The sequence below is a fragment of the Acidovorax temperans genome, assembly GCF_006716905.1.
GTDB lineage: Bacteria > Pseudomonadota > Gammaproteobacteria > Burkholderiales > Burkholderiaceae_C > Acidovorax > Acidovorax temperans.
On the sequence record NZ_VFPV01000001.1, the window covers coordinates 1,477,561 to 1,498,537 of the forward strand.

21 protein-coding genes and 1 pseudogene are annotated in these 20,977 nt (G+C 63.4%); 4 read left to right on the forward strand and 18 right to left on the reverse strand.

Annotated elements, in window-relative coordinates; genetic code table 11:
* Positions 1 to 154: 154 nt before the first annotated feature.
* Positions 155 to 1,669 (forward strand): DASS family sodium-coupled anion symporter, encoded by a 1,515-nt coding sequence (locus BDD18_RS07115; RefSeq protein ID WP_142082138.1) that lies wholly within the window; start codon positions 155 to 157, stop codon positions 1,667 to 1,669.
* Here BDD18_RS07115 and BDD18_RS07120 read toward each other — a convergent pair.
* The 11 genes and pseudogenes from BDD18_RS07120 to BDD18_RS07160 all read right to left on the reverse strand — a co-directional run.
* Positions 1,587 to 2,501: pseudogene (locus BDD18_RS07120) on the reverse strand (methyl-accepting chemotaxis protein); the annotation flags it as partial. The gene BDD18_RS07115 and the pseudogene BDD18_RS07120 overlap by 83 nt on opposite strands.
* Positions 2,502 to 2,570: 69 nt before the next feature.
* Positions 2,571 to 3,899: an IS4 family transposase gene (locus BDD18_RS07125; protein ID WP_142082558.1), complete on the reverse strand. Its 1,329-nt coding sequence runs from the start codon at positions 3,897 to 3,899 to the stop codon at positions 2,571 to 2,573.
* Between the two features lie 176 nt (positions 3,900 to 4,075).
* Complete coding sequence (gene tnpA, locus BDD18_RS07130) at positions 4,076 to 4,507, reverse strand: IS200/IS605 family transposase (protein ID WP_026437438.1); 432 nt, start codon at positions 4,505 to 4,507, stop codon at positions 4,076 to 4,078.
* Positions 4,508 to 4,578: 71 nt separating this feature from the next.
* On the reverse strand, positions 4,579 to 4,803 hold the full coding sequence (locus BDD18_RS22445) for a HAMP domain-containing protein (RefSeq protein WP_338071793.1): 225 nt from the start codon (positions 4,801 to 4,803) through the stop codon (positions 4,579 to 4,581).
* Positions 4,722 to 5,207, reverse strand: a complete 486-nt coding sequence (locus BDD18_RS22450; RefSeq protein WP_244939001.1) for an MCP four helix bundle domain-containing protein — start codon at positions 5,205 to 5,207, stop codon at positions 4,722 to 4,724. The genes BDD18_RS22445 and BDD18_RS22450 overlap by 82 nt, the downstream gene beginning before the upstream one ends.
* A gap of 12 nt (positions 5,208 to 5,219) precedes the next feature.
* A complete protein-coding gene (locus BDD18_RS22455) occupies positions 5,220 to 5,390 on the reverse strand; it encodes a hypothetical protein (protein ID WP_244939002.1) in 171 nt (56 codons plus the stop codon).
* A gap of 203 nt (positions 5,391 to 5,593) precedes the next feature.
* A complete protein-coding gene (gene htpX / locus BDD18_RS07140; protein WP_142082141.1) occupies positions 5,594 to 6,469 on the reverse strand; it encodes a protease HtpX in 876 nt (291 codons plus the stop codon).
* 217 nt (positions 6,470 to 6,686) lie between these two features.
* The gene (locus BDD18_RS07145; protein WP_240485308.1) at positions 6,687 to 7,424 is read right to left on the reverse strand and encodes a DUF3025 domain-containing protein; all 738 of its coding nucleotides are present in this window, start codon (positions 7,422 to 7,424) and stop codon (positions 6,687 to 6,689) included.
* Positions 7,409 to 8,449 (reverse strand): dihydroorotase, encoded by a 1,041-nt coding sequence (gene pyrC / locus BDD18_RS07150; RefSeq protein WP_142082144.1) that lies wholly within the window; start codon positions 8,447 to 8,449, stop codon positions 7,409 to 7,411. Before pyrC ends, BDD18_RS07145 begins: the two co-directional genes overlap by 16 nt.
* A 140-nt stretch (positions 8,450 to 8,589) precedes the next feature.
* Complete coding sequence (locus BDD18_RS07155) at positions 8,590 to 9,576, reverse strand: Bug family tripartite tricarboxylate transporter substrate binding protein (protein WP_142082147.1); 987 nt, start codon at positions 9,574 to 9,576, stop codon at positions 8,590 to 8,592.
* Positions 9,577 to 9,646: 70 nt separating this feature from the next.
* A complete protein-coding gene (locus BDD18_RS07160) occupies positions 9,647 to 10,816 on the reverse strand; it encodes a M20 family metallopeptidase (protein WP_142082149.1) in 1,170 nt (389 codons plus the stop codon).
* 99 nt (positions 10,817 to 10,915) lie between these two features.
* Here BDD18_RS07160 and BDD18_RS07165 point away from each other — a divergent pair, with 99 nt between their 5' ends.
* Entirely contained in the window at positions 10,916 to 11,854 is a 939-nt protein-coding gene (locus BDD18_RS07165; protein WP_142082152.1) for a MurR/RpiR family transcriptional regulator, read from the forward strand.
* Between the two features lie 96 nt (positions 11,855 to 11,950).
* Here BDD18_RS07165 and BDD18_RS07170 read toward each other — a convergent pair whose 3' ends face one another.
* The 7 genes from BDD18_RS07170 to BDD18_RS07200 all read right to left on the reverse strand — a co-directional run bounded on the left by BDD18_RS07170 (position 11,951) and on the right by BDD18_RS07200 (position 18,738).
* The gene (locus tag BDD18_RS07170; RefSeq protein WP_044395814.1) at positions 11,951 to 12,688 is read right to left on the reverse strand and encodes an amino acid ABC transporter ATP-binding protein; all 738 of its coding nucleotides are present in this window, start codon (positions 12,686 to 12,688) and stop codon (positions 11,951 to 11,953) included.
* A gap of 149 nt (positions 12,689 to 12,837) precedes the next feature.
* Positions 12,838 to 13,503: an amino acid ABC transporter permease gene (locus BDD18_RS07175; protein ID WP_044395812.1), complete on the reverse strand. Its 666-nt coding sequence runs from the start codon at positions 13,501 to 13,503 to the stop codon at positions 12,838 to 12,840.
* A 2-nt stretch (positions 13,504 to 13,505) separates the two neighbouring features.
* Entirely contained in the window at positions 13,506 to 14,264 is a 759-nt protein-coding gene (locus tag BDD18_RS07180) for an amino acid ABC transporter permease (protein ID WP_066696305.1), read from the reverse strand.
* A 165-nt stretch (positions 14,265 to 14,429) separates the two neighbouring features.
* Positions 14,430 to 15,518: an IS5 family transposase gene (locus BDD18_RS07185; protein ID WP_142082153.1), complete on the reverse strand. Its 1,089-nt coding sequence runs from the start codon at positions 15,516 to 15,518 to the stop codon at positions 14,430 to 14,432.
* Between the two features lie 179 nt (positions 15,519 to 15,697).
* Positions 15,698 to 16,597: an amino acid ABC transporter substrate-binding protein gene (locus tag BDD18_RS07190; RefSeq protein WP_142082155.1), complete on the reverse strand. Its 900-nt coding sequence runs from the start codon at positions 16,595 to 16,597 to the stop codon at positions 15,698 to 15,700.
* Positions 16,598 to 16,705: 108 nt separating this feature from the next.
* Entirely contained in the window at positions 16,706 to 17,593 is an 888-nt protein-coding gene (locus BDD18_RS07195; protein WP_142082158.1) for an amino acid ABC transporter substrate-binding protein, read from the reverse strand.
* A 206-nt stretch (positions 17,594 to 17,799) separates the two neighbouring features.
* Entirely contained in the window at positions 17,800 to 18,738 is a 939-nt protein-coding gene (locus BDD18_RS07200; protein WP_198845609.1) for a LysR family transcriptional regulator, read from the reverse strand.
* A gap of 390 nt (positions 18,739 to 19,128) precedes the next feature.
* Here BDD18_RS07200 and BDD18_RS07205 point away from each other — a divergent pair, with 390 nt between their 5' ends.
* Entirely contained in the window at positions 19,129 to 19,662 is a 534-nt protein-coding gene (locus tag BDD18_RS07205) for a TRAP transporter small permease (RefSeq protein WP_044395803.1), read from the forward strand.
* A complete protein-coding gene (locus BDD18_RS07210) occupies positions 19,659 to 20,957 on the forward strand; it encodes a TRAP transporter large permease (protein ID WP_142082162.1) in 1,299 nt (432 codons plus the stop codon). The genes BDD18_RS07205 and BDD18_RS07210 overlap by 4 nt, the downstream gene beginning before the upstream one ends.
* The last annotated feature ends 20 nt before the right edge of the window (positions 20,958 to 20,977 follow it).

Here is a 20,977-nt window from a genome sequence, read left to right on the forward strand (position 1 = left end):
GGAGGCGGAGCACTGGTGCGGCCGCACCGCGCCCCTCTCTTGACTTGAATCAACCCGCCCGCCGGGCCGCGCGCAACACTTGGGGTCTGCGCGCATCTCGCTGAAGTGGCCTTCGGCGGATCGCTCCCGTGCCTTCACAAACCGGAGTTGTTCCATGTCTTCCAGCGCGCCCAGTGCAACCCCCGCCGCCCCTTCGGGCAGTCTCTCCAAACGGCTCGGCCTGGTCGGCGCGGTGCTCGCGCTGATACTGGTGCTGGCGCTGCCCACCCCGGCAGGCTTGCCCTTGGCGGGGCAGACGATGCTGGCCATTTTGGCGTTCGCTGTGATCGTGTGGATGACCGAGGCGCTCGAATATTCGGCAAGCGCGGTGGTGATTGCTGCGCTGATGGTGTTTTTGCTGGCCTATGCGCCCAGCGTAGCCAAGCCCGACGGGCCGGACATGGGCACCGGCGCGGCGCTGAACCTCGCGCTTTCGGGCTTTGCCAACAGTGCCGTGGCACTGGTGGCAGCGGCGTGCTTTATCGCATCGGCCATGACGGCCACCGGGCTTGATCGGCGCATTGCGCTCACGGTGCTGTCGAAAGTAGGGGCCAAGACGCACCACATCGTGATCGGCGCCATGGTGGTGGGCTTTCTGTTGTCGTTCATCGTGCCCAGCACCACGGCCCGCGTGGCCTGCCTCATGCCGATCATGATGGGCTTCGTGCTCGCCTTCAAGGTGGACCGCAAGAGCCGCTTTGCCGCCCTGCTGGTCATCACCACGGCGCAAACCGCCAGCATCTGGAACGTGGGCATCAAGACGGCTGCCGCACAAAACATGGTGGCCATCGGCTTCATCGAAAAGCAGCTGGGCGCCCAGATCACCTGGGGTGAATGGTTTGTGGCAGCGGCCCCGTTTGCCGGGCTGATGACGGTGGCGCTGTTCTTCATCATGACGCGCATGATGGAGCCCGAGATGAAGGAAATTGCAGGCGGCCAGGAGACCATTCGCCAGCAACTGGCCGAGCTGGGCCCCATGACGCTGAACCAATGGAAACTGCTGGCGGTGGTGCTGGTGCTGCTGGGGTTCTGGTCCACCGAAAAGGTGCTGCACAACTTTGACACCACCTCCACCACCATCGCCGCCGTGGCGCTGATGCTGTTCCCACGCATCGGCGTGATGGACTGGAAGCAGTCGCAAAAGGGCTTCCCCTGGGGCACCGTGGTGCTGTTTGCCGTGGGCATCAGCGTGGGGTCTGCGCTGCTGCAGACCAAGGCCGCTGGCTGGCTGGCGCAGCTCATTGTGAGCAACCTTGGCCTGCAAATGGCCTCGGCCTTCGTGATTCTGATGCTGCTGTCGGCCTTCCTGATTGTCATCCACCTGGGCTTCGCCAGCGCCACGGCCCTGGCGTCCACCATGATCCCGATCGTCATCAGCGTGCTGTCCACCGTGCAAACGCCGGGCATCAACATCGTGGGCATGACGATGATCCTGCAGTTCGTGGTGAGCTTCGGCTTCATCCTGCCGGTGAACGCACCGCAGAACATGATTGCCTACGGCACCGACACCTTCGAGGCGCGCGACTTCGTGCGCACCGGCATCGTGATCACGCTGGCGGCGGTGGTTCTGCTGGTGGTATTTGCGCTGACCTACTGGCCCTGGCTGGGGCTGATGGTGAACCGCGCCTGATAGGGCGAATTGACCGCAGCGCCTTGAGTACACCTGCCGCAGCGGGCAGGCGGAAGGCCTCTACCAAACCTGCCAGCTGCTGCGCCTGCACTCGCAAGCCCTGCGCAGCGGCGGAGGATTCCTCCACCAGCGCGGCATTCTGCTGGGTCATCTGGTCAAGCTGAGATACAGCTTCGCTCACCTGGCTCAGGCCCGTGGTCTGTTCGCGGGCGGCAGTGCTGATCTCGCCAATGATCGTGGCCACCTGCTGCACCGATTGAACAATCTCGCCCATGGTGCCGCCGGCAGCGTGGACCAGTTGGGTGCTTTCGTCCACCTGCCGCACGCTGTCGCTGATCAACCCACCGATCTTCTTGGCCGCCGTGGCCGAGCGCTGCGCCAAGCTGCGCACCTCGCTGGCCACCACGGCAAAGCCCCGGCCTTGCTCACCGGCCCGCGCCGCTTCAACCGCCGCATTCAGTGCCAGGATATTGGTCTGGAACGCAATACCGTCAATCACGCTGGTGATGTCCGCAATGCGGCGCGACGACAGTGCGATACCGTCCATGGTGCCCACCACACGATCCACAGCGTCACGGCCGCGCTGGGCAACGCTGCTGGCATCCGTGGCCAGGGTGTTGGCCTGTACAGCCGCATCAGCACTGTGCCGCACGGTGGCCAGGAGTTCCTCCATGCTCGCAGCGATCTCTTCAAGGTTGGAGGCCGTCTGCTCGGTACGCGCCGACAGATCGCTGTTGCCTGCAGCTATCTCGCTGCTGGCGCCCGCTACCGACGTACTGGCCTGGCGCATGCCCACCACCAACTCCGCCAGGCGCGCCTGCATGCCCGGTAACCATCCCCCGGCAAAGCCGGGGGCATTCGGGATGTGAGCCGCTCAAAGCGGCTGTAAGGGGCATCCCTTTCAAGGTCTTGTCCCCGCAGCCTGTTTGAGGACACGAGCGGTGGACAGCTGCTTGCGAGCCACAGCGCCAGCCACGTATCCCCCAGGCTTTTCCTTCTTGGGGCCGCGCTTGGCCGTGGCAACACTGCGCGGGTTGACCGTCCCTGCCAGGCGCAGCAGATGCTGCGCAACCTCCGCGCTTGACGCCTCGCACCACGATTGCCACACCTCAGATGGCAGCGCGATGAGCATGCCCTGGTAGTCGCTGGCCACATGCACGCCCAGGTGATAGGTCGAGACATCCAGACCAGGCGCTCGCTCGCAGTGCGCCTGCTCCACGCAGCGCTTGAGTAGCGCCAACACGTTGAACGCCAGCACTGCTGCAGCAAACCCCAACAGCGCCGCACGCGGGTGGCCCAAGGTCCGGATCTCGCTGTGCAGCACCGATTCGAGCCGTCCGAACAAGCCCTCGATGCGCCAGCGCTTGCGGTACAACTGCGCAATGGTGGCCGCGTCGATGCTCGCCGGCAGGTTGCTCCACAAGGCAATGCTTTGGTCACCCGCTTCGGTGGGCGCCTGCAACTGGATCTCGATGCGGCGCCAGGACGGCGGGGCGAGCACCGTCTCCTGGGTGGCCGCCAGCTCAATGGCTTGCTCACGCACCTGCCCGGTCTCTGTTGGCACGGCTTCGCTCCAGGGGCCGGTATTGTCCAACTTCGGGTGCCTGGCGTGCTCACGCACGATAAAGCCCGCTTGGCGCTGTTGCCAGCCCTGCAGCAGGGTGCGGGTGCAGAAGTGGCGGTCGGCGATCCACACCTGGCCCTGCTGGGCCTGCTGCAGCAAGGTGGCCGCGCCTACGCGCTCGCTCTCGTGCGCGTCCTCGCAGGCCAGGATGTCCGTGACCAGGGCGCTGTCGGGGTCGTAGACCACCAGCGTGTGGCCCGGCATGGCCGCTCCCCGGTGCGAGCGCAGTGGCGCCAGGCGTTTGTCACTGGCTGGCAAATGGTTGCCATCGAGAATGCGCAGTTGCCAGCCCTGTAGGCTGGGCTGGCTGCCTACCGCAGCAACCACCGGCTGCAGGCGCGCCGCGCTGCCTTGCACCAGTGCCCGCAGCACCTGGGGCTCTGTGCGCTTGACCTTGTCGTACAGCGCCGCCAGCGTGACGGGCAACTGCGCCATCTTCTTGGCCGCCGCGTGCAGCGAGGGGCGCAGCCCCAGGCTCACCAGCATCATCAGCTCCACCACGCTGGAGAACAGCAACTCGCGTGGATATTGGCGTTGGCGGCTGGTCTGGAACACTTCATCCACCCAGCACGCCGGCAAGGCATGCTCCAACGCCACCCGGGTCATCACGCTCACCGGCGCATGGCTCTCAAACCTCTCCAAGACTTCTTTCCACATCCGCAGTTCTCCCTCTGTGGGGCGAAGGTTACTGCTGCGGGAGCAGGGACAACACCTTGAAAGGGATGGCTGTAAGGGGTCGCTAACGCGGCCCCTCATTCTTGGGGCCACCTATCGGTGGCTACTCACCTCCATAGACCGAGTTGGTCCAACCTCTCGTCTTCCTTCTCCTGGTTTCGGATGTACTCCCGTATCACCGCTTCGTCGCGTCCCACCGTCGAGACGAAGTACCCTCGCGCCCAGAAGTGCTGACCCACGAAGTTGCGCTTTCGCTCTCCGTACACCCGCGCAAGGTGGATTGCGCTCTTGCCTTTGATAAAGCCCACCACCTGCGACACCGAGTACTTCGGTGGGATCGACAGCATCATGTGCACGTGATCGGGCATCAGATGCCCCTCTTCAACCCTGCATTCCTTTTGCGCGGCCAACTTTCTGAATACCTCACCCAGGTGTTCGCGTAGCTGCTTGTACAGCGTTCGCCTTCGACACTTGGGGATGAAGACCACGTGATATTTGCAATCCCAGGCCGTGTGACTCAAACTTTCATACTTGTCCATCGTGTTTCTTCCTTTCGTTTGCTTGGCGGCTCACGATTGAAAGTCTCTACGGTGGACAACCTCCTGAAAAGTCAAACTTCTACTGCCTCCCCGGCAGAGCCGGGGGGCCTCCTTTTGGTAGCTAGGCGCGCCAACAGGGCACGCAGTTCGTCCCGGCTGCCCGTTTGCGGCTCGGGCACAGCCGAGGTGAGGTCACCTTCGGCAATGCGATCGGTCACTTCGGTGGCATGGGCCAGAGGCCGCAGAATGGAACGCGACAGCAGCCAAGCACAGGCCAGACTGAGCAACAGGCCCACCAGCGAGCCCGCCGCCAGCAGCGTGTGCCTTGGCGTTCGCTGCGCGCGGCGGCCTCACGGGCCTCTGCCACGCGCTGGCGCTGGAATTCGGCCAGCTTGTTCACCGCCGCCGCATAGGCATCAGCCGCAGGCCGCAGCTGGTTGGCAATGGCGTCCGGCGGCAAAGCCTCGCTGGCCTTGCGGCGCGTTACGAGGTCATCCCGCACCGTGCGAAAGCCATTGCCAGCCTTGTCGATGGCGTCGAATAGCGCCTGAGACTCCGCATCTGCCGCCAGCTCATCCAGGCGCTTGCGCACTTCAGAGGAACGGACCGAGGTGGTTTTGCGGTCGGCTTCGATGCGCGCGGCGTAAGCTGGGTTGTCGATCTCTAACAGCGTTTCCGCGCGGGCGGAGCTGAGCACCACGATCGCGTGCAGTTAACGCGCCAGCAATGCGCGCTCGGACGATGCACCGCCCAGGTCATCCGCAATGTCCTGCAAGCCCGCCAGTCGCCAGATGCCTACCGCTGCCGACAGGGACATGACGAGACAGACCACTCCAAAAGCCAGGGCCAAGCGGACTGCAACACGTGCGTGGGAGATAGACATGGGGGTTCTCGTGAGGAAGAAATGAAAATCGCGGCCTTACCGGTGCGGCCGCTACCGAAGTGATATCGACAAATGGTGACGAACCCTTGAACGAACCGACACCAGCTTGCCACTGCGCGCGCGAGAGCAGCCCCAAAACAAAAAAGCCGCCGCAGTACCAGACTGCGGCGGCCTTGAGGCCCGAGAAGGCGTTGCGCCGGTCGTTATTGCTGCGCGTTTTGCAGGGCGGCAATGCGCTCTTCAATGGGTGGGTGGGTGCTGAACAGCTTGCCAATGCCACCGACAATGCCCATGGCGGCCACGCTCTTGGGCAGTTCGCCGGGGTGCATGCCGCCCAGGCGGGCCAGGGCGTTGATCATGGGCTGACGGCGGCCCATCAGCTGGGCTGCACCGGCGTCGGCGCGGAATTCACGCTGGCGACTGAACCAGGCCACGATGATCGCAGCCAGGAAGCCCAGCACGATGTCGAGCACGATGGTGGTCACGTAGTAACCGATGCCGGGGCCGGAGCTTTCCTCGTCGTTCTTGCGCAGGAAGCTGTCCACTGCATAGCCAATGACGCGCGACAGGAACACCACGAAGGTGTTCATCACACCCTGGATCAGCGTCATGGTCACCATGTCGCCGTTGGCGATGTGGGCCACTTCGTGGCCGATCACGGCCTCGATTTCTTCGCGGGTCATGCCTTGCAGCAGGCCGGTGGACACGGCCACCAGCGCCGAGTTCTTGAACGCGCCCGTGGCAAAGGCATTGGGGTCGCCTTCAAAGATGCCGACTTCGGGCATGCCGATGCCCGCCTTGTCGGCAAACTTGCGCACGGTCTCGACGATCCAGCGCTCGTCGGGCGAGCCGGAGCCGTCGATCACGCGCACGCCCGAGGTCCACTTGGCCATGGGCTTGCTGATGAGCAGCGAGATGATGGCGCCGCCAAAGCCCATGACCAGCGCGAAGCCCAGCAGCGCGCCCAGGTTCAGGCCGTTGGCGGTGAGATAGCGGTTTACACCCAGCAGGCTGGCCACCACCCCAAGCACCAGCACGACGGCCAGGTTGGTCAGTACAAATAACAAGATCCGTTTCATGTTCTCTCCGTGGGGTCAACAACAAGTGTTTGTTCGCTCATGTGGGGGCTGGTTCCGTGCAGTTCAAGCATGGATGGCAGGATTGCCGGCCCGCCGCCCCTTCATGGACGCGATTGCATCGCGCTATGGTAGGGGCAAACTCACTGCAGGCCTTATCACACAGGCCATGGCGGGAATTACACCGCCTGCCCAGGATGTGGCCCTGGCTGGTGTCTGCTCACCGGGGCGGGCGAAACACCTGGGCGTCTGCGTAAAACTCCGGCGCTTCGTTGCCCGGCCACCAGCCTGGCACCCCCAGCACCGGCAGGGGTGCGAAAGGCTTGGCATCCCAGGGCTGGGGCTGCATGGCCTGCGCCAGCCAGCCATCCAAAGCAGCTATGGATTTTATAGCTTGCGGCGCTTGATAGACGTGCGCTACCATCGGTTTTCGTGGTGAAACCAGCTTTTCCAGCAGGGCGTGGCCGAACAGCAACAGCCGAGCCTCGGCCCACAAAGGGCGCAGCTCGATGAAAAGGCGCTGCCAGTCCCGCGCGCGCAGGGCCTGCCACAGCGCAGCGGGCGCTTGCAGCAGAGCCCCGTTTTCATCAAACACCGTGAGCGCGTCACGCAGCGGACCGCGCACCGCGCCCACGCCGTCTTGCGCAATCGCCTGGGCCTGCAGTTCGTTGATGCGCCGCTTGGCCTGCGGAAATTCCAGCCACACCAGGCCGTTGAAAAAATCGTGCAGGTTGTCGCGCGTGGGCACGCAGCGGGTGTCCCAGATGAATTGTTCGTAGGCCTGCCCCTCGGGCAGATCGCTCTGGGGCACAAAACGCACCGGAGCGGGGGCGGCTGAAAGCGCGGCATGCACTGGCACACCGGCCGCTTGCAGCGCAGCCGCCAGAGGCTCTCCCCGGGTCTGCCAGGGCTGCAGCCAGGGGGCAGCCCAGTCGATGCGCTCTACACCAGGCGCCACGGCAACGCTTCGCCAGCGCGCAGGGGCTTGAGGTTGGCCTCGCCAAACACAAAGCTTTCGGGCGGCGTCCACGACTCGCGGCGCAGGGTGATGGTGCCGGTGTTGCGCGGCAGGTTGTAGAAGTCGGGGCCGTGGAAGCTGGCAAAGCCCTCGAGCTTGTCGAGCGCGCCCGCGTTGTCAAACGCCTCGGCATACATCTCCATGGCGGCGTGCGCGGTGTAGCAGCCTGCGCAGCCAGTGGCGTGTTCCTTGAGATGTGCAGGGTGCGGGGCGCTGTCGGTGCCCAGGAAGAACTTGTGGCTGCCGCTGGTGGCGGCCTGCACCAGGGCCACACGGTGCGTTTCGCGCTTGAGCACGGGCAGGCAGTAGTAGTGGGGGCGTACACCACCCACAAAGATGGCGTTGCGGTTGTACAGCAGGTGGTGCGCGGTGATGGTGGCGGCCGTGTAGCGGTCGGCCTCGGCCACGTAGTCGGCAGCGTCTTTGGTGGTGATGTGCTCGAAGACGATCTTCAATTCGGGAAAGTCGCGGCGCAGCGGGATGAGTTGCTGCTCAATGAAGACGGCCTCGCGGTCGAAGAGGTCGATGTCGCTGCTGGTCACTTCGCCGTGCACCAAGAGCAGCATGCCTGCCTTCTGCATGGCTTCGAGGGTCTTGTAGGTTTTGCGGATGTCGGTCACGCCCGCGTCGCTGTTGGTGGTGGCGCCTGCGGGGTAGAGCTTGCAGGCCACCACGCCTGCGGCCTTGGCACGCACGATTTCTTCGGACGGCAGGTTGTCGGTGAGGTACAGCGTCATCAGCGGCTCAAAGCTCACGCCTGCGGGCACGGCGGCCAGGATGCGCTGCTTGTAGGCCAGGGCCTGCTCGGCCGTGGTGACCGGGGGGCGCAGGTTGGGCATGATGATCGCGCGGCCAAACTGGGCGGCCGTGTGGGGCACGACGGTGTGCAGGGGTTCGCCGTCGCGCACATGCAGATGCCAGTCGTCAGGGCGGGTGATGGTGAGGGTGTGGGGTGCTGCAGTCATGGGCTCCATTGTCCCATTGCCTCCAGCCCTGCCACAGCCCTCTGCGCAATTGCTATATTTTTAATAGCTACTTGCGCCTTCTATTCGGGCGCTAGAGCCTGAAATGGCTTCAATTCACGCGCCCGTGCACGACATTGAAGTTATTCGGCCTTGATGCCAGCGCGCTTGACCACGTCGCCAAACTTCACCATGCGCTCGGCCATCATCTTTTCGAAGGCGGCAGGCGTCATCTCTTCGGGCGGGATGACGCCACGGTCTTTGAGATTGGCGATCATCGCGGGCGATGCTGCCACCTGGCGCACGGCCTTGTGCAGGGTTTGCACCGCAGCGTCGGGCGTACCGGCGGGTGCGGCAATGCCGATCCAGGACGTGAGGTTGAGCTGGGGGTAGCCCACTTCGGCCAGGGTCGGTACATCGGGCAGTTGGGGCAGGCGCTGGTCATTGGCCACGGCCAGTGCACGCACCTTGCCCGCCTGGATGTGCGGCAGCATGATGACCAGGTTGTCGAGGATGAACTGCACCTCGTTACCCAACACGGCGGTGATCAGTGGTGTACCGCCCCGGTAGGGAATATGGGTGGTATAAGCGCCGGTAGAGGCCTTGAGCATTTCCACGTTCAACTGGCCCATGCTGCCCACGCCGCCACTGCCGTAGTTGAGCTTGCCAGGGTTCTTCTTGGCGTAGTCAATGAACTCCTTGAAGGTCTTGAACGGCAGGCTGCTGTGCACCACCAGGGCGTTGGGCAGGCGCCCCAGGATGGCGATGTTTTCAAAGTCCTTGACCGGGTCGTAGCCCACCTGGGGCTGGGTCAGCGGGTTGGCCAGATGGCTGCTTTGCGACGACACCACCAGGGTGTAGCCGTCGGCCTTGGCGCGCGCCACGTATTGCGCGCCCACCGAGCCACCCGCACCGGGGCGGTTTTCCACCACGATGGGCACGCCCAGCACGCGCGACAGAGGCTCCGAATACTGGCGGGCCATGATGTCCACCGAGCCGCCGGGTGGGAAGGGCACCACCATGGTGATGGGGCGCGAAGGGTATTTGTCTTGCGCAACGGCAGGCAGCGTAGCCAGGCCAGCCAGGCCCAGGCCGATGGAAAGGAGAAGTCGGCGGGAAGAAAATTTCATAGGGTTCAAAGGTTTCACGGGGTCAATAAAAAGTCTTCAATGAGCGCGCTCCACGGCTGCGCCGTCGGCTTCAGGGGTGCCCCAGCACGGCCAGCGCCACTGCCTGTGCGCGCGGTACAAAGGTGGTCAGCTCGCAATACTCGCGCTCGGTGTGCGGGTGGCCGCCCACGGGCCCGGTGGCGCACAGGGTGGGCACGCCCACCGAGGCAGTGAGGCCGCTGTCGGCTGCGCCGCCTGTGAACTCGCCCTGCACTTCAAAGCCCAGCGTGCGCGCGCTCTCCTGGTACAGCGCCAGAAGGTAGTCGGGCGTGGGTTTCATGGGCAAGGTGCTGCGGGCCACGGTGATGCGGCCCTGGGTGCGCGGCACGCTTTCTTCTTCGATGATGGCGCGCACACGGGCCAGCAGGTCCTCCGGGTTGGTGTCGGCAGTGAAGCGCAGGTCCAGCTCCGCCCGGGCATGGGGGGCCACCATGTTGGACACCACACCGCCATGCACCACACCCACGTTGGCGGTGACGCCAGTGGCAGGGTCGGTCAGCGCGTGCAGGGCCAGCGTCTTGCGGGCCAGGGCGTCAATGGCGCTGGCGCCCGCCGCGTGGTTGATGCCAGCATGGGCGGCCACACCCTCCACCTCAAACTCCACCAGCATTGAGCCTTTGCGGCTGGTGACCACGTTGCCGCTGACGCGGCCCGGCTCGGCATTGAACACGGCGCGGGCGCCCCGCACGCGGTCCATGATCAGATCGCGCGTGGCGGGCGAGCCAATTTCTTCATCACACGAAAAGAACAGGTGCAGCGGCGCTTTCAGGCCACCGCAGCGTGCAAAGGCTTCGGCCACGAACACGTTGAGTACCAGGCCTGATTTCATGTCGGCCACGCCAGGGCCGTAGGCGCGCCCGGCTTCCTCGCGGTAAGGTCGCTTGGCGACCGTACCGGCGGGGAATACCGTGTCCATATGCCCCATGAGCACGATGGGGGCGCCCTCGCCCGCAGCGTTGACCTGCGCGTGCAGTAGCACGCCGTAACCAGGTACGGCCTCAAACTGCACCGGCACGCCTGCCGCCTGCAGGCGTTCAGCCAGAGCGTGGGCCACGGCCGTCACGCCTGCTTCGTCGCGGCTGCCGCTGTCGATATTGACCACTTTCTGCAACAAGTCTTGCATCGCTTGCTGCTGGCTGGCCAGCCAGTCCAGGACCAGACCGCGGGCCTGCGGCGCGCTGGCTTCAAGGGTATCCTGCATGGTTCATCCTTCTGTACACCGGCTCACCGGCGAAAAACCGGGCGACAGTGTTGCACGCGTTGCAGGTGTTTGCAATACTCATTGCAATAAATTGGTTTTATGAAATCATCATTGCAAACTTCCGCAGGCCTGCTGACCGAGCGGTTGGCACGGCACCATGCCGACTTGACCGGCAGCGAACGCGCCCTGGCCGAAGCACTGCAGCGCGACTACCCCCACGCGTTGCTGGAATCGGCCACGGCGCTGGCAGCTCGCAACGGCACCAGCGCATCGACCGTGGTGCGGCTGTTTGCCAAGCTGGGCTATGCCAGCTACGCAGAGGCGCAGCGCGAGGCCCGTGCCGAAGTCACCGCCCTGCTGCAAACGGCGGGGCAGCGCGCCCCCGTCACCATCGGAGCAGAGCGCACCCTGCAGCAATGTGTGGACGATGCCCTGCTGCACGACCAGCACAACCTGTCAGCCACGCGCGAAGGCTTGAACCTGGCTGCGTTTGAGGCCATGGCCACGTGCCTGGCGCAAGACAAGGGCCGGGTGCATGTGCTGGCGCAGATCAACAGTGCACCCGTGGGCTCATGGCTGGCCCTGCACCTGAACATGTGCCGCCCCGGCGTGCAGGAACTGGGCGCTGGCGCCATGGACACCACCGACCAACTGCTGTGGGTGCAGCCCGACGATGTGCTGCTGGTCTTCAGCATCCGCCGCTACGCCAGTGGCCCTGCCAAAGTGGCGCAGCACTTTCGCGACGCGGGGGCCCAGGTGCTGGCGATTACCGACAGCCCGGCCGCACCCGTGGCGACGCTGGCGCACCACCATCTGCAAGTTCATACCTCGAACGCCTCACCGTTCGATTCATACACCGCCGCGTTCTTCCTGTGCAACGCGCTCGTTTCTGCCGTGGCCCAGCTACGGCACGGGGCAGTGCCGCAGGTGCTGGCCCGGCGCGACAGCCTGTGGGACCAGTTTGAATCACAGCGCTTGCTGGATCCTCCCGCCAGCCGCAGTGCTGGTACGCGCCGCAAACCAGCAGACAAGAAATAGCGCCTGCCCGCCACGCCCTCACCGCAAGACGGCATGAAAAAAGGCACCCGAGGGTGCCTTTGAACCACCGTACTGCGGCAGCGCGCCGCAGAATCATCAGTGCTGCAGGATCTTGTTGAGGAAGTCCTTGGTGCGGGGCTGGCGTGCGTCGGGGTTGTTGAAGAACTCCTCTTTCGAGCAGTCTTCCAGAATGCGGCCGCCCACGTCCATGAAAATCACGCGGTTGCTCACCTTGCGGGCAAAGCCCATTTCGTGGGTCACGCACATCATGGTCATGCCTTCGTTGGCCAGGCCCACCATCACGTCCAGCACTTCGCCCACCATTTCGGGGTCCAGTGCAGAAGTGGGCTCGTCGAACAGCATCACGATGGGGTCCATCGACAGCGCACGCGCAATCGCCACGCGCTGCTGCTGGCCGCCCGAGAGCTGGCCAGGGAACTTGTCCTTGTGGGCGATCAGGCCCACGCGCTCGAGCATCTTCAGGCCGCGCTTCTTGGCATCATCGGCCGTACGGCCCAGCACCTTGATCTGCGCAATCGTCAGGTTGTCCGTCACCGACAGGTGCGGGAACAGCTCGAAATGCTGAAACACCATGCCCACGCGGCTGCGCAGCTTGGGCAGGTTGGTCTTGGGGTCGTGCAGCTTGATGCCGTCCACCGTGATCTCGCCCTTCTGGAAGGGTTCGAGCGCGTTGATGGTCTTGATCAGCGTGGACTTGCCCGAGCCCGAAGGGCCGCACACCACCACCACTTCACCTTTGCTGATGGTGGCCGAGCACTCGTTGAGCACCTGCACTGGGCCATACCACTTGGATACGTTCTTGAGTTCGATCATTTCTTTCTCCAATCTCTTCTCTTGTCACTTTTTCGGGGCGCCGCCCATAAGACCGATGCGGCCTCATGCGGGGACGCCGTGGAGCTGGCTCTGCCAGGCCACTGGCGTCGTCACCCTCGGGGGAAGGCGCCGAAGGCGACTCAGGGGGGCTACCGAATAATTGCGATCTTCTGGTGCAGGCGCTTCACAGCCCAGGACAGCGCATAGCACATCACAAAGTACAGGACGGCAGCGGCCAGGTACGCCTCGATGGGTCGGCCAAAGTTCTTGCCCGCCACTTCAAAGCCCTTGAGCATGTCGTAGGCGCCAATCGCATACACCAGCGAGGTGTCCTGGAACAGGATGATGGTCTGGGTCAGCAGCACAGGCAGCATGTTGCGGAAGGCCTGGGGCAGCACCACCAGCTTCATGTTCTGGCTGTAGGTCATGCCCAGCGCCTGCCCGGCATACACCTGCCCACGCGGAATGGACTGGATACCCGCGCGCATGATTTCGCTGAAGTACGCGGCCTCGAACGCGATGAAGGTGACCACCGCCGACAACTCAGCACCAATGGGGCGACCGATGATGGCAGGCATCAGCAGGAAGAACCACAGAATCACCATGACCAGCGGAATGCTGCGCATGCCGTTGACGTAGATGGTGGCGGGCACATCCAGCCATTTGCGGCCCGACAGGCGCATCAGCGCCAGCACCGTGCCGAACAGCACGCCGCCAATGGTGGCAACCAGGGTGAGCATCAGGCTGAAGTACAGCCCCTTCAGGACGAAGTTGGAGATCAGGTCCCAGTTGTAGAAGGAAAAGTCGAGATTCATGTTCAGTGACCTCCGCCCGCTCCGCCTGCCACCACCATGCCGGGGATGCGCACGCGCTTTTCAATGAAGGCCATGATGCGGTTGATGGCGAAGGCCGACACGATATAAAGCCCGGTCACCGCGAGGTAGACCTCAATGCCGCGCGAGGTTTCTTCCTGCGCCTGCATGGCAAACATCGTGAGCTCGGCCACCGAAACGGCAAACGCCACCGACGAGTTCTTGAAGATGTTCATCGTCTCGCTGGTCAGCGGCGGCACGATGATGCGAAACGCCATCGGCAGCAGCACATAGCGGTACGTCTGGAACGTGGTGAACCCCATGGCCATGCCTGCATAGCGCTGGCCGCGTGGCAACGCCTGGATGCCCGAGCGCACCTGCTCGGCTATACGCGCCGAGGTAAAAAAGCCCAGGGCAAACACTACCAGCACGAACCCCGGCACGCCCTTCATGGCTGGCACCAGGGTCGGCACCACGTGGTACCACAAGAAAATTTGCACGAGCAACGGTATGTTGCGGAACAGCTCCACCCACGCATTGCCCAGCCGGGTCACGATGGGGCTGTTGGGCAACGTGCGCAACGTGCCGATCAGCGAGCCAATGACCAACGCCAGCAACAAAGCCAGCAGCGATACAGACACTGTCCACCCCCAGGCCGACAGCATCCAGTCGAGGTAAGTGATGTCGCCGCCTTTGCCAAAGCAGCCTTGCACCACTTCCCGCTCAATGGTGTCCTGGCAGAACACCTGCCAATCCCAACTCATAGGATCACCCCTTAGCAGGCCGTTGAAAAAGTGCTCTTCGAACGCATCAAGGTCGTGGATTTCGAAGAAGCAAGTCGCCCAGACGCGCCCACGAATCAAATTCGAGGGCCATTTCGGCCTGTTTGCAGGCCGTTTTGCCCGTTTCGGGCGCACGTATCCCATGGCTCACGCATGATGCGCGTCCCACCAGCCACCCAGACTGCCCATGCGCACCAGGTTGTAGGTGGCAAAGCACAGCAGCGCCTGGCCCGCGAGCTTGGCCTGACCGATCAGCTTGGTCTTGGCCAGACCACCCACGGTCTTGATCCAGCCAAAGGCCTCCTCGATGCGCTTGCGCACCTTCAGGCTGGTCTTGTAGCTCTCGTGCCGCGTGACTCTGGCGTCGACCGCCGAGTGCTTGTCCTTGGCCGCCACGTGTGGCGTGACCAAAAGCCGGCGGCAGCCCTTGATGAAGGCCTTGCTGTCGTAGCCCTTGTCGGCCCCGACCGTGGCCCGCTTGTTCCTGTTGCCCCGGCGCCCCAGCATGGCCAGCGCCGCTTCGCGCTCGGCGGTGCCACTGGCGTGGGTGATCTCAACATCCACGATCAGCCCGTTGCGGTTTTCCATGAGGATGTGCCCCATGTGGCACAGGCGGGACTTGTCACCCGCGCTCTTCTTGAACAACCGTGCATCAGCGTCCGTGGTGCTTTGGTGGGTGTCGTTGCAGCGCTCCTGTCCTTTGAAGTCCACCTCGGGATTGCGTCCGGGCGGCGTGTCGCTGTCATCGTCTTTGCGCTTGAAGCTCTTGTGCGAGGCCCAGGCTTCGATGAGCGTGCCGTCCACGCTGAAGTGCTCGTCGCTGGCAAGCCGCCCCCACTGGGCGCTGAGCTTGACGCGCTCGAAGAAGGCACGGGCGAGGTCTTCGTTGAACAAGCGTTCGCGGTTGGCGCTGAAGGTGGAGTGGTCCCAGACCTTGTCCTCGATGTTCAGGCCCACGAACCAGCGGTACAGCAGGTTGTAGTTGACCGCTTCGACCAACTGGCGCTCGCTGCGGATGGAGAACAGGATCTGCAGCAGCAAGGCCTTGAGCAGCATCTCGGGCGGCACCGAGGGGCGCCCGCGGCGGGCATACACCGCTTCGAACTCGCTGTGCATCGTCGCCAGCAGCGCATCGACCACGGCGCGCAACTTGCGCAGCGGGTGTGCCGCTGGCACGCGATCTTCAAGGCTGATGTAGCTGAACATCGCCCCCTGGAAGTCTTGGTTGCCTCTCATCTTTCTTGTCTGGGTCGTTCTTGGATGGCTTCAGATCGTAGCGGCCCACACGGGCGGCGGCGAAGGATTTTTCAACGGCCTGTTAGTTATTTGATATTGCGTTGGCGCCACCGCTTGGAGGCCCAACAAAAAACGCCCCTTCAAACCCACTGTTCGAAGGGGCGCAGGTGATCCAGGAATTACTTCTTGGCGTAGTCTTCCATGGGCTTGTCGTTGGGGTTGGCCCAGGCAGCCTTGGTGGCTTCAGACAAAGGCAGGCCGATCTTCACGTTGGCTGGGGGCACAGGCTGCATGAACCACTTGTCGTACAGCTTGGCCAGCGAGCCGTCCTTGATCTGGCGCTTGATGGAGTCGTCCACAGCCTTCTTGAAGGCGGGGTCATCCTTGCGCAGCATGCAGGCGATGGGTTCCACGCTCAGCACTTCGCCCACGATCTTGTAGTCGGCAGGGTTCTTGGACTTGGAGATGTTGGCGGCCAGGATGGAGCCATCCATCACGAATGCGTCGGCACGGCCGGTTTCCAGCATCAGGAAGCTGTCAGCGTGGTCCTTGCCGAACACTTCCTTGAAGTCGATGCCGCCAGCACGTTCGTGCTTGCGCAGGGTCTGCACCGAGGTCGTGCCGGTGGTGGTGGCCACGGTCTTGCCGTTCAGGTCCTTGATGGAATTGATGCTCGAGTTGGCCTTGGTGGCAATGCGCACTTCTTCCACATAGGTGGTCACGGCAAACGCCACGTCCTTCTGGCGGGCGGCGTTGTTGGTGGTGGAGCCGCACTCCAGGTCCACCGTGCCGTTGGTCACCAGGGGCACGCGGTTTTGCGAGGTGACGGGCTGGTACTTGATGTCCAGCTTGGGCAAGCCCAGTTGCTTCTGGATATCGGCAAGGATGACTTCAGCCATCTCGGTGTGGAAGCCCACGTACTTGCCGTTGCCCAGGGTGTAGGACAAGCCGGAGGACTCACGCACCCCCAGGGATACGCTACCGGAGGCCTTGATTTTGGCCAGCGTGTCGTTCGCCTGAGCAAACACGCTGCCAGCAGCCAAGGCGGTGACGGCAATAGCCAACAAATGCTTTTTCATAGAGGTCTCCTTAGTGGATAGGGCAGAGAGAATCGGAAGCGCGCTTGCATGCCAATCGTGCCGGCGAGGCAAGTGCTTCCAGCAATAAGCCGCGGGCGGTCATCTTATTCAGAACGGAACCTGGTCGGTAGGGTATTTCCAGAAGTCCCTGAGTAAATAGCTGACCGGTATGTTCAACGGCTTGTTGTGGGGTGGGATAGGTTGGGCAAACCACTTATCGTAAATCGGATAGATCTCGCGGCTGGTGATCAGACGTTTCATTTCTTCGTCCACCAGCTTTTTAAATTCGGGGTCGTTCTTGGGCAGCATGATGGCCAAGGGCTCGGTGGTGACGAATCGGCCCACCACCTTGAGTGCTTTCGGGTCTGGGCGAGCAGCTGCCAGACCGTACAGGAGCACATCGTCCATCAAAAACGCATCGGCCTCACCCTTCTCGACCATTTCCACGCCACGGGCATGGTCTGGCGCCTCCACGATCTTGATACCCATCAGGCGCTCGCGATTGGCTTGCGTCACAGCCTTGAGGGGCGTGGTGCCTTGCGTCGAAGCGAGGATTTTGCCCTGCAAGTCTTCGAGGCGATCCATGGAGCTGGAGGCCTTGGTCAACAAGCGTGCGCCCGTGATGAAGTGGGGCACCGTGAAAGCCACCTTCTGGCGGCGCTCGGCATTGTTGGTGGTGGAACCGCACTCCAGATCGGCCTTGCCCTGCTCGATCATTTCGATGCGGTTGGCGGGTGAGACCATGACGAACTCCACCGCCATGTCCTTGGCGCCCGTCTTCTTGCGCACCACTTCGGCCAGGCGCAGGCACAGGTCTACCGCATAGCCCACGGGCTTGCCCGAAGCCACGTACGAAAACGGCACGGCAGATTCGCGGTGTGCAATCACCAGCTTGCCCCCGGCGCTGATGCGCTCCAGCACCGTGGCGGCCGTTGCGGCAGGCACGCAGCACAGGGCCGCAAGGCACCATGCCAATCCCCAATATTGTTTATTCATACAAAGTTTCCCTGCGTGACCCAGAAAGTACCTTGCAAGCTTTGTGCCATTGCCCGCCGGTGGCGGCCAGCAAGTGCAGTTCACCCGCGCGGGCCAACCAAAAACTTACTGCAAACTTTCAGATCAAGGCGCGACTGTACGTTTCAGTTTGGTGAAACACCAATGCTGATTGCGCGCCCTGTTATGCAAAAATTTTATGTCCGTATTTACCCTAGGCATGGGCCAGCCTGCGTTTGCAGGTAGGCCCAGAGTGCTTGGGCCGTGCCTTTGGCAGACTCCTTGCCCGCAGGCTTTTCACGGTAGGCGCGCACATCCATGATCATCTGCAAGCCTTCGGTATCGGCGGGTGCAGCACTTACCAGGCGCTTGGAACGCAGTTCCTTTTTCACCGCACTGTGGGGCAGAAAGGCCACGCCATGCCCTTCCAGCGCCATGGCTTTCAGGCCTTCGGCCATGTCGGTTTCGTACACCCGCTCCAGATGAATGGGCGTGCGGGACTCTTTCAGGATCAGCTCCGTCACCCGCCCCAGGTAGGCCCCCGGGGCATAGCCCAGGTAGGGCAGTGGCTGCCCGGCGCGGCCCGGCAGGCGGAACAGCGGCTCGCCATCGGCGTCGGGCTTGCTGTAGGGCGACAGCACTTCCTGCCCCAGGCTGACCATTTCGTAGCGGTTGGCATCCAGCTGAAAGGGCTGGGATGAGTGGTGGTAGGCAATGAGCAGATCGCAGCCACCTTCCACCAGCCGCATCACGGCGTCGTGCACATTCAGGGCAATCAGGCGGCTTTTGAAGGGCCCGAACTTTTCGTGCAGGCTCGACACCCAGGCCGGGAAGAACGTGAACGCCAGTGTGTGCGGCACGGCAAACTCGATCATGTCCTTGCCGGCGCTGGTGTGTCCGCGCAGCATGGCGCGCGTGTTTTGCAGTGCCTGCAGCATTTCCAGCGCCTGGTCGTACAGCGTCTTGCCCGCGGGCGTGAGGCGCGTGGGGTACGAACTGCGGTCCACCAGATCAGTGCCCGCCCAGGCTTCCAGGGCCTGGATGCGCCGCGAGAACGCGGGCTGTGTCACATGCCGCAGCTGGGCTGAACGGCTGAAGCTGCGGGTCTCCGCAAGGCTGACGAAATCTTCTAACCACTTGGTTTCCATCGGCAACATTATCCGCGCCTGACTGGAACCTTGCGCACGCAACCCGGCCGACAGGCCCTGTGGAATGGGTGTGGCCCCAAGCGTCGCATAATGTAACGGGGGCTTCAACCACGCGCCCGCGTCCTGCCTTGGGTTGCACAACATCCTCGGGGCATCGACATTGAGAACCTGTTCAAAGTCTTTTTGGTGCTGCTGCCATGGCTTGCCGCGATGAGGGCAAGGCTTGGAATGCGCTCCATCGCCCCGCACGCTTGTCGGCGCTGTTGCGCACCCAGCATGGCCTGCAGCAGATCGGGCGGCGAGGCACTCGCCCACAGGGTTGCGTTGAAGCCAGCAAAGAGACTCTGAACAGGTTCTGAAACCTGTTCCGTTTTTCCGCACCCGCTCTCCATGTCCTCCACCCCTCCCCCCAGCCCGTCCGAGCAGGAGCCCCGCTCACTGCAGTTTGAAGACTGGCTCACCGTCATCGTCATGGCGGCCCTGGCGCTCATCACCTTTGCCAATGTGCTGGTGCGCTACTTCACCAATTCGTCGTTCGCCTGGACGGAAGAAATCTCCGTCTTCCTGATGATTGCCCTGGCCCTCATCGCAGGCTCTGCCGCCGTCGCGCGCGACCAGCACATCCGCATCGAGTATTTTGCCGAGGGCGGCTCGGCCCTGCGCAGCAAGCGCCTGTCCATGCTGGGCGCGGCCACCGTGGCCGTGCTGTTTGGCGTGATCGCCGTGCTCAGCGTTCGCGTGGTATGGGACGACTACCGTTTTGGCGAAACCTCGCCCGGCATCGGCGTGCCGCAGTGGTGGTATTCGATCTGGCTGCCCGTGTTCTCGGCCCTCATCACGCTGCGCGCCGTGGGCCTGTTCATCCGCCGCAGCCGCAGCAAGGTCGATGCCTCTGATGCTCACTCACAGGAGCCCCAAGCATGATCGCCACGCTGCTCTTTGTGGCCTTTTTGGGCCTGATGTTTGTGGGCGTGCCGATTGGCGCCGCGCTGGGCCTGGCGGGTGCCGCAGCCATTGCGCTGGCCAATGCCGACAGCCAGTGGTTTGGCCTGCTGGCTGTGCCGCAGAACTTCTACGCCGGGCTGGGCAAATACCCGCTGCTGGCCATCCCGATGTTCGTGCTGGTGGGCTCGATTTTTGACCGCTCGGGCGTGGCGCTGCGCCTCGTCAACTTCGCCGTGGCGATGGTCGGCCGTGGCCCCGGCATGCTGCCGCTGGTCGCCATTGCCGTGGCCATGTTCCTGGGCGGCATCTCGGGCTCCGGCCCCGCCAATGCGGCCGCCGTGGGTGGCGTGATGATTGCGGCCATGTCGCGCGCAGGCTACCCGCCCTCGTTCTCGGCCAGCGTGGTGGGCGCAGCAGCGGCTACCGACATCCTGATCCCACCGTCCGTCGCCTTCATCATCTACTCGGTGCTGGTGCCCGGCGCCTCGGTGCCCGCGCTGTTTGCGGCCGGCATGATCCCCGGCATCCTGGCCGGTGTGGCGCTCATCGTGCCCGCCGTGTGGATGGCCCGCAAACACAAGATGGGCGCGCTCGAAGCCACCATGCCCCGCCCGCCGTTCTGGAAGAGCCTGCGCGAAGCCACCTGGGGCCTGGCCGCTCCGGTGCTGATTCTGGGCGGTATGCGCGCTGGCTGGTTCACACCGACGGAAGCCGCCGTGGTGGCCGTGTTCTACGGCCTGTTCGTGGGCATGGTGATCCACCGCACGATCAAGGTGCGCGACCTGTTCCCCATCCTGCGCGAGTCGGGCGAGCTGTCGGCGGTGATCCTCATCGTCGTGTCGCTCGCGGGCATCTTTGCCTATTCGCTATCTACCCTGGGTGTGATCGACCCCGTGGCCAAGGCCATCGTGAACTCGGGCCTGGGCGAATACGGCGTGCTGGCGCTGCTCATCGTGCTGCTCATCACCGTGGGCATGTTCCTTGATGGCATCTCGATCTTCCTGATCTTTGTACCGCTGCTCTTGCCCATCATGCAGCACTACCACTGGGACCCTGTCTGGTTCGGCGTGATCCTCACCCTCAAGGTCGCGCTGGGCCAGTTCACCCCGCCCCTGGCCGTGAACCTGATGGTGTCGTGCCGCATTGCCGGTGTGCGCATGGAGTCCACCGTGCGCTGGGTCGGCTGGATGCTGCTGGCCATGTTCCTGGTGATGGTGGCCGTGATCGCTTTCCCCCAACTCGCCCTGTGGCTGCCCGCCAAAATGGGTTATTGATTGATTTCTAACAAGGAGAC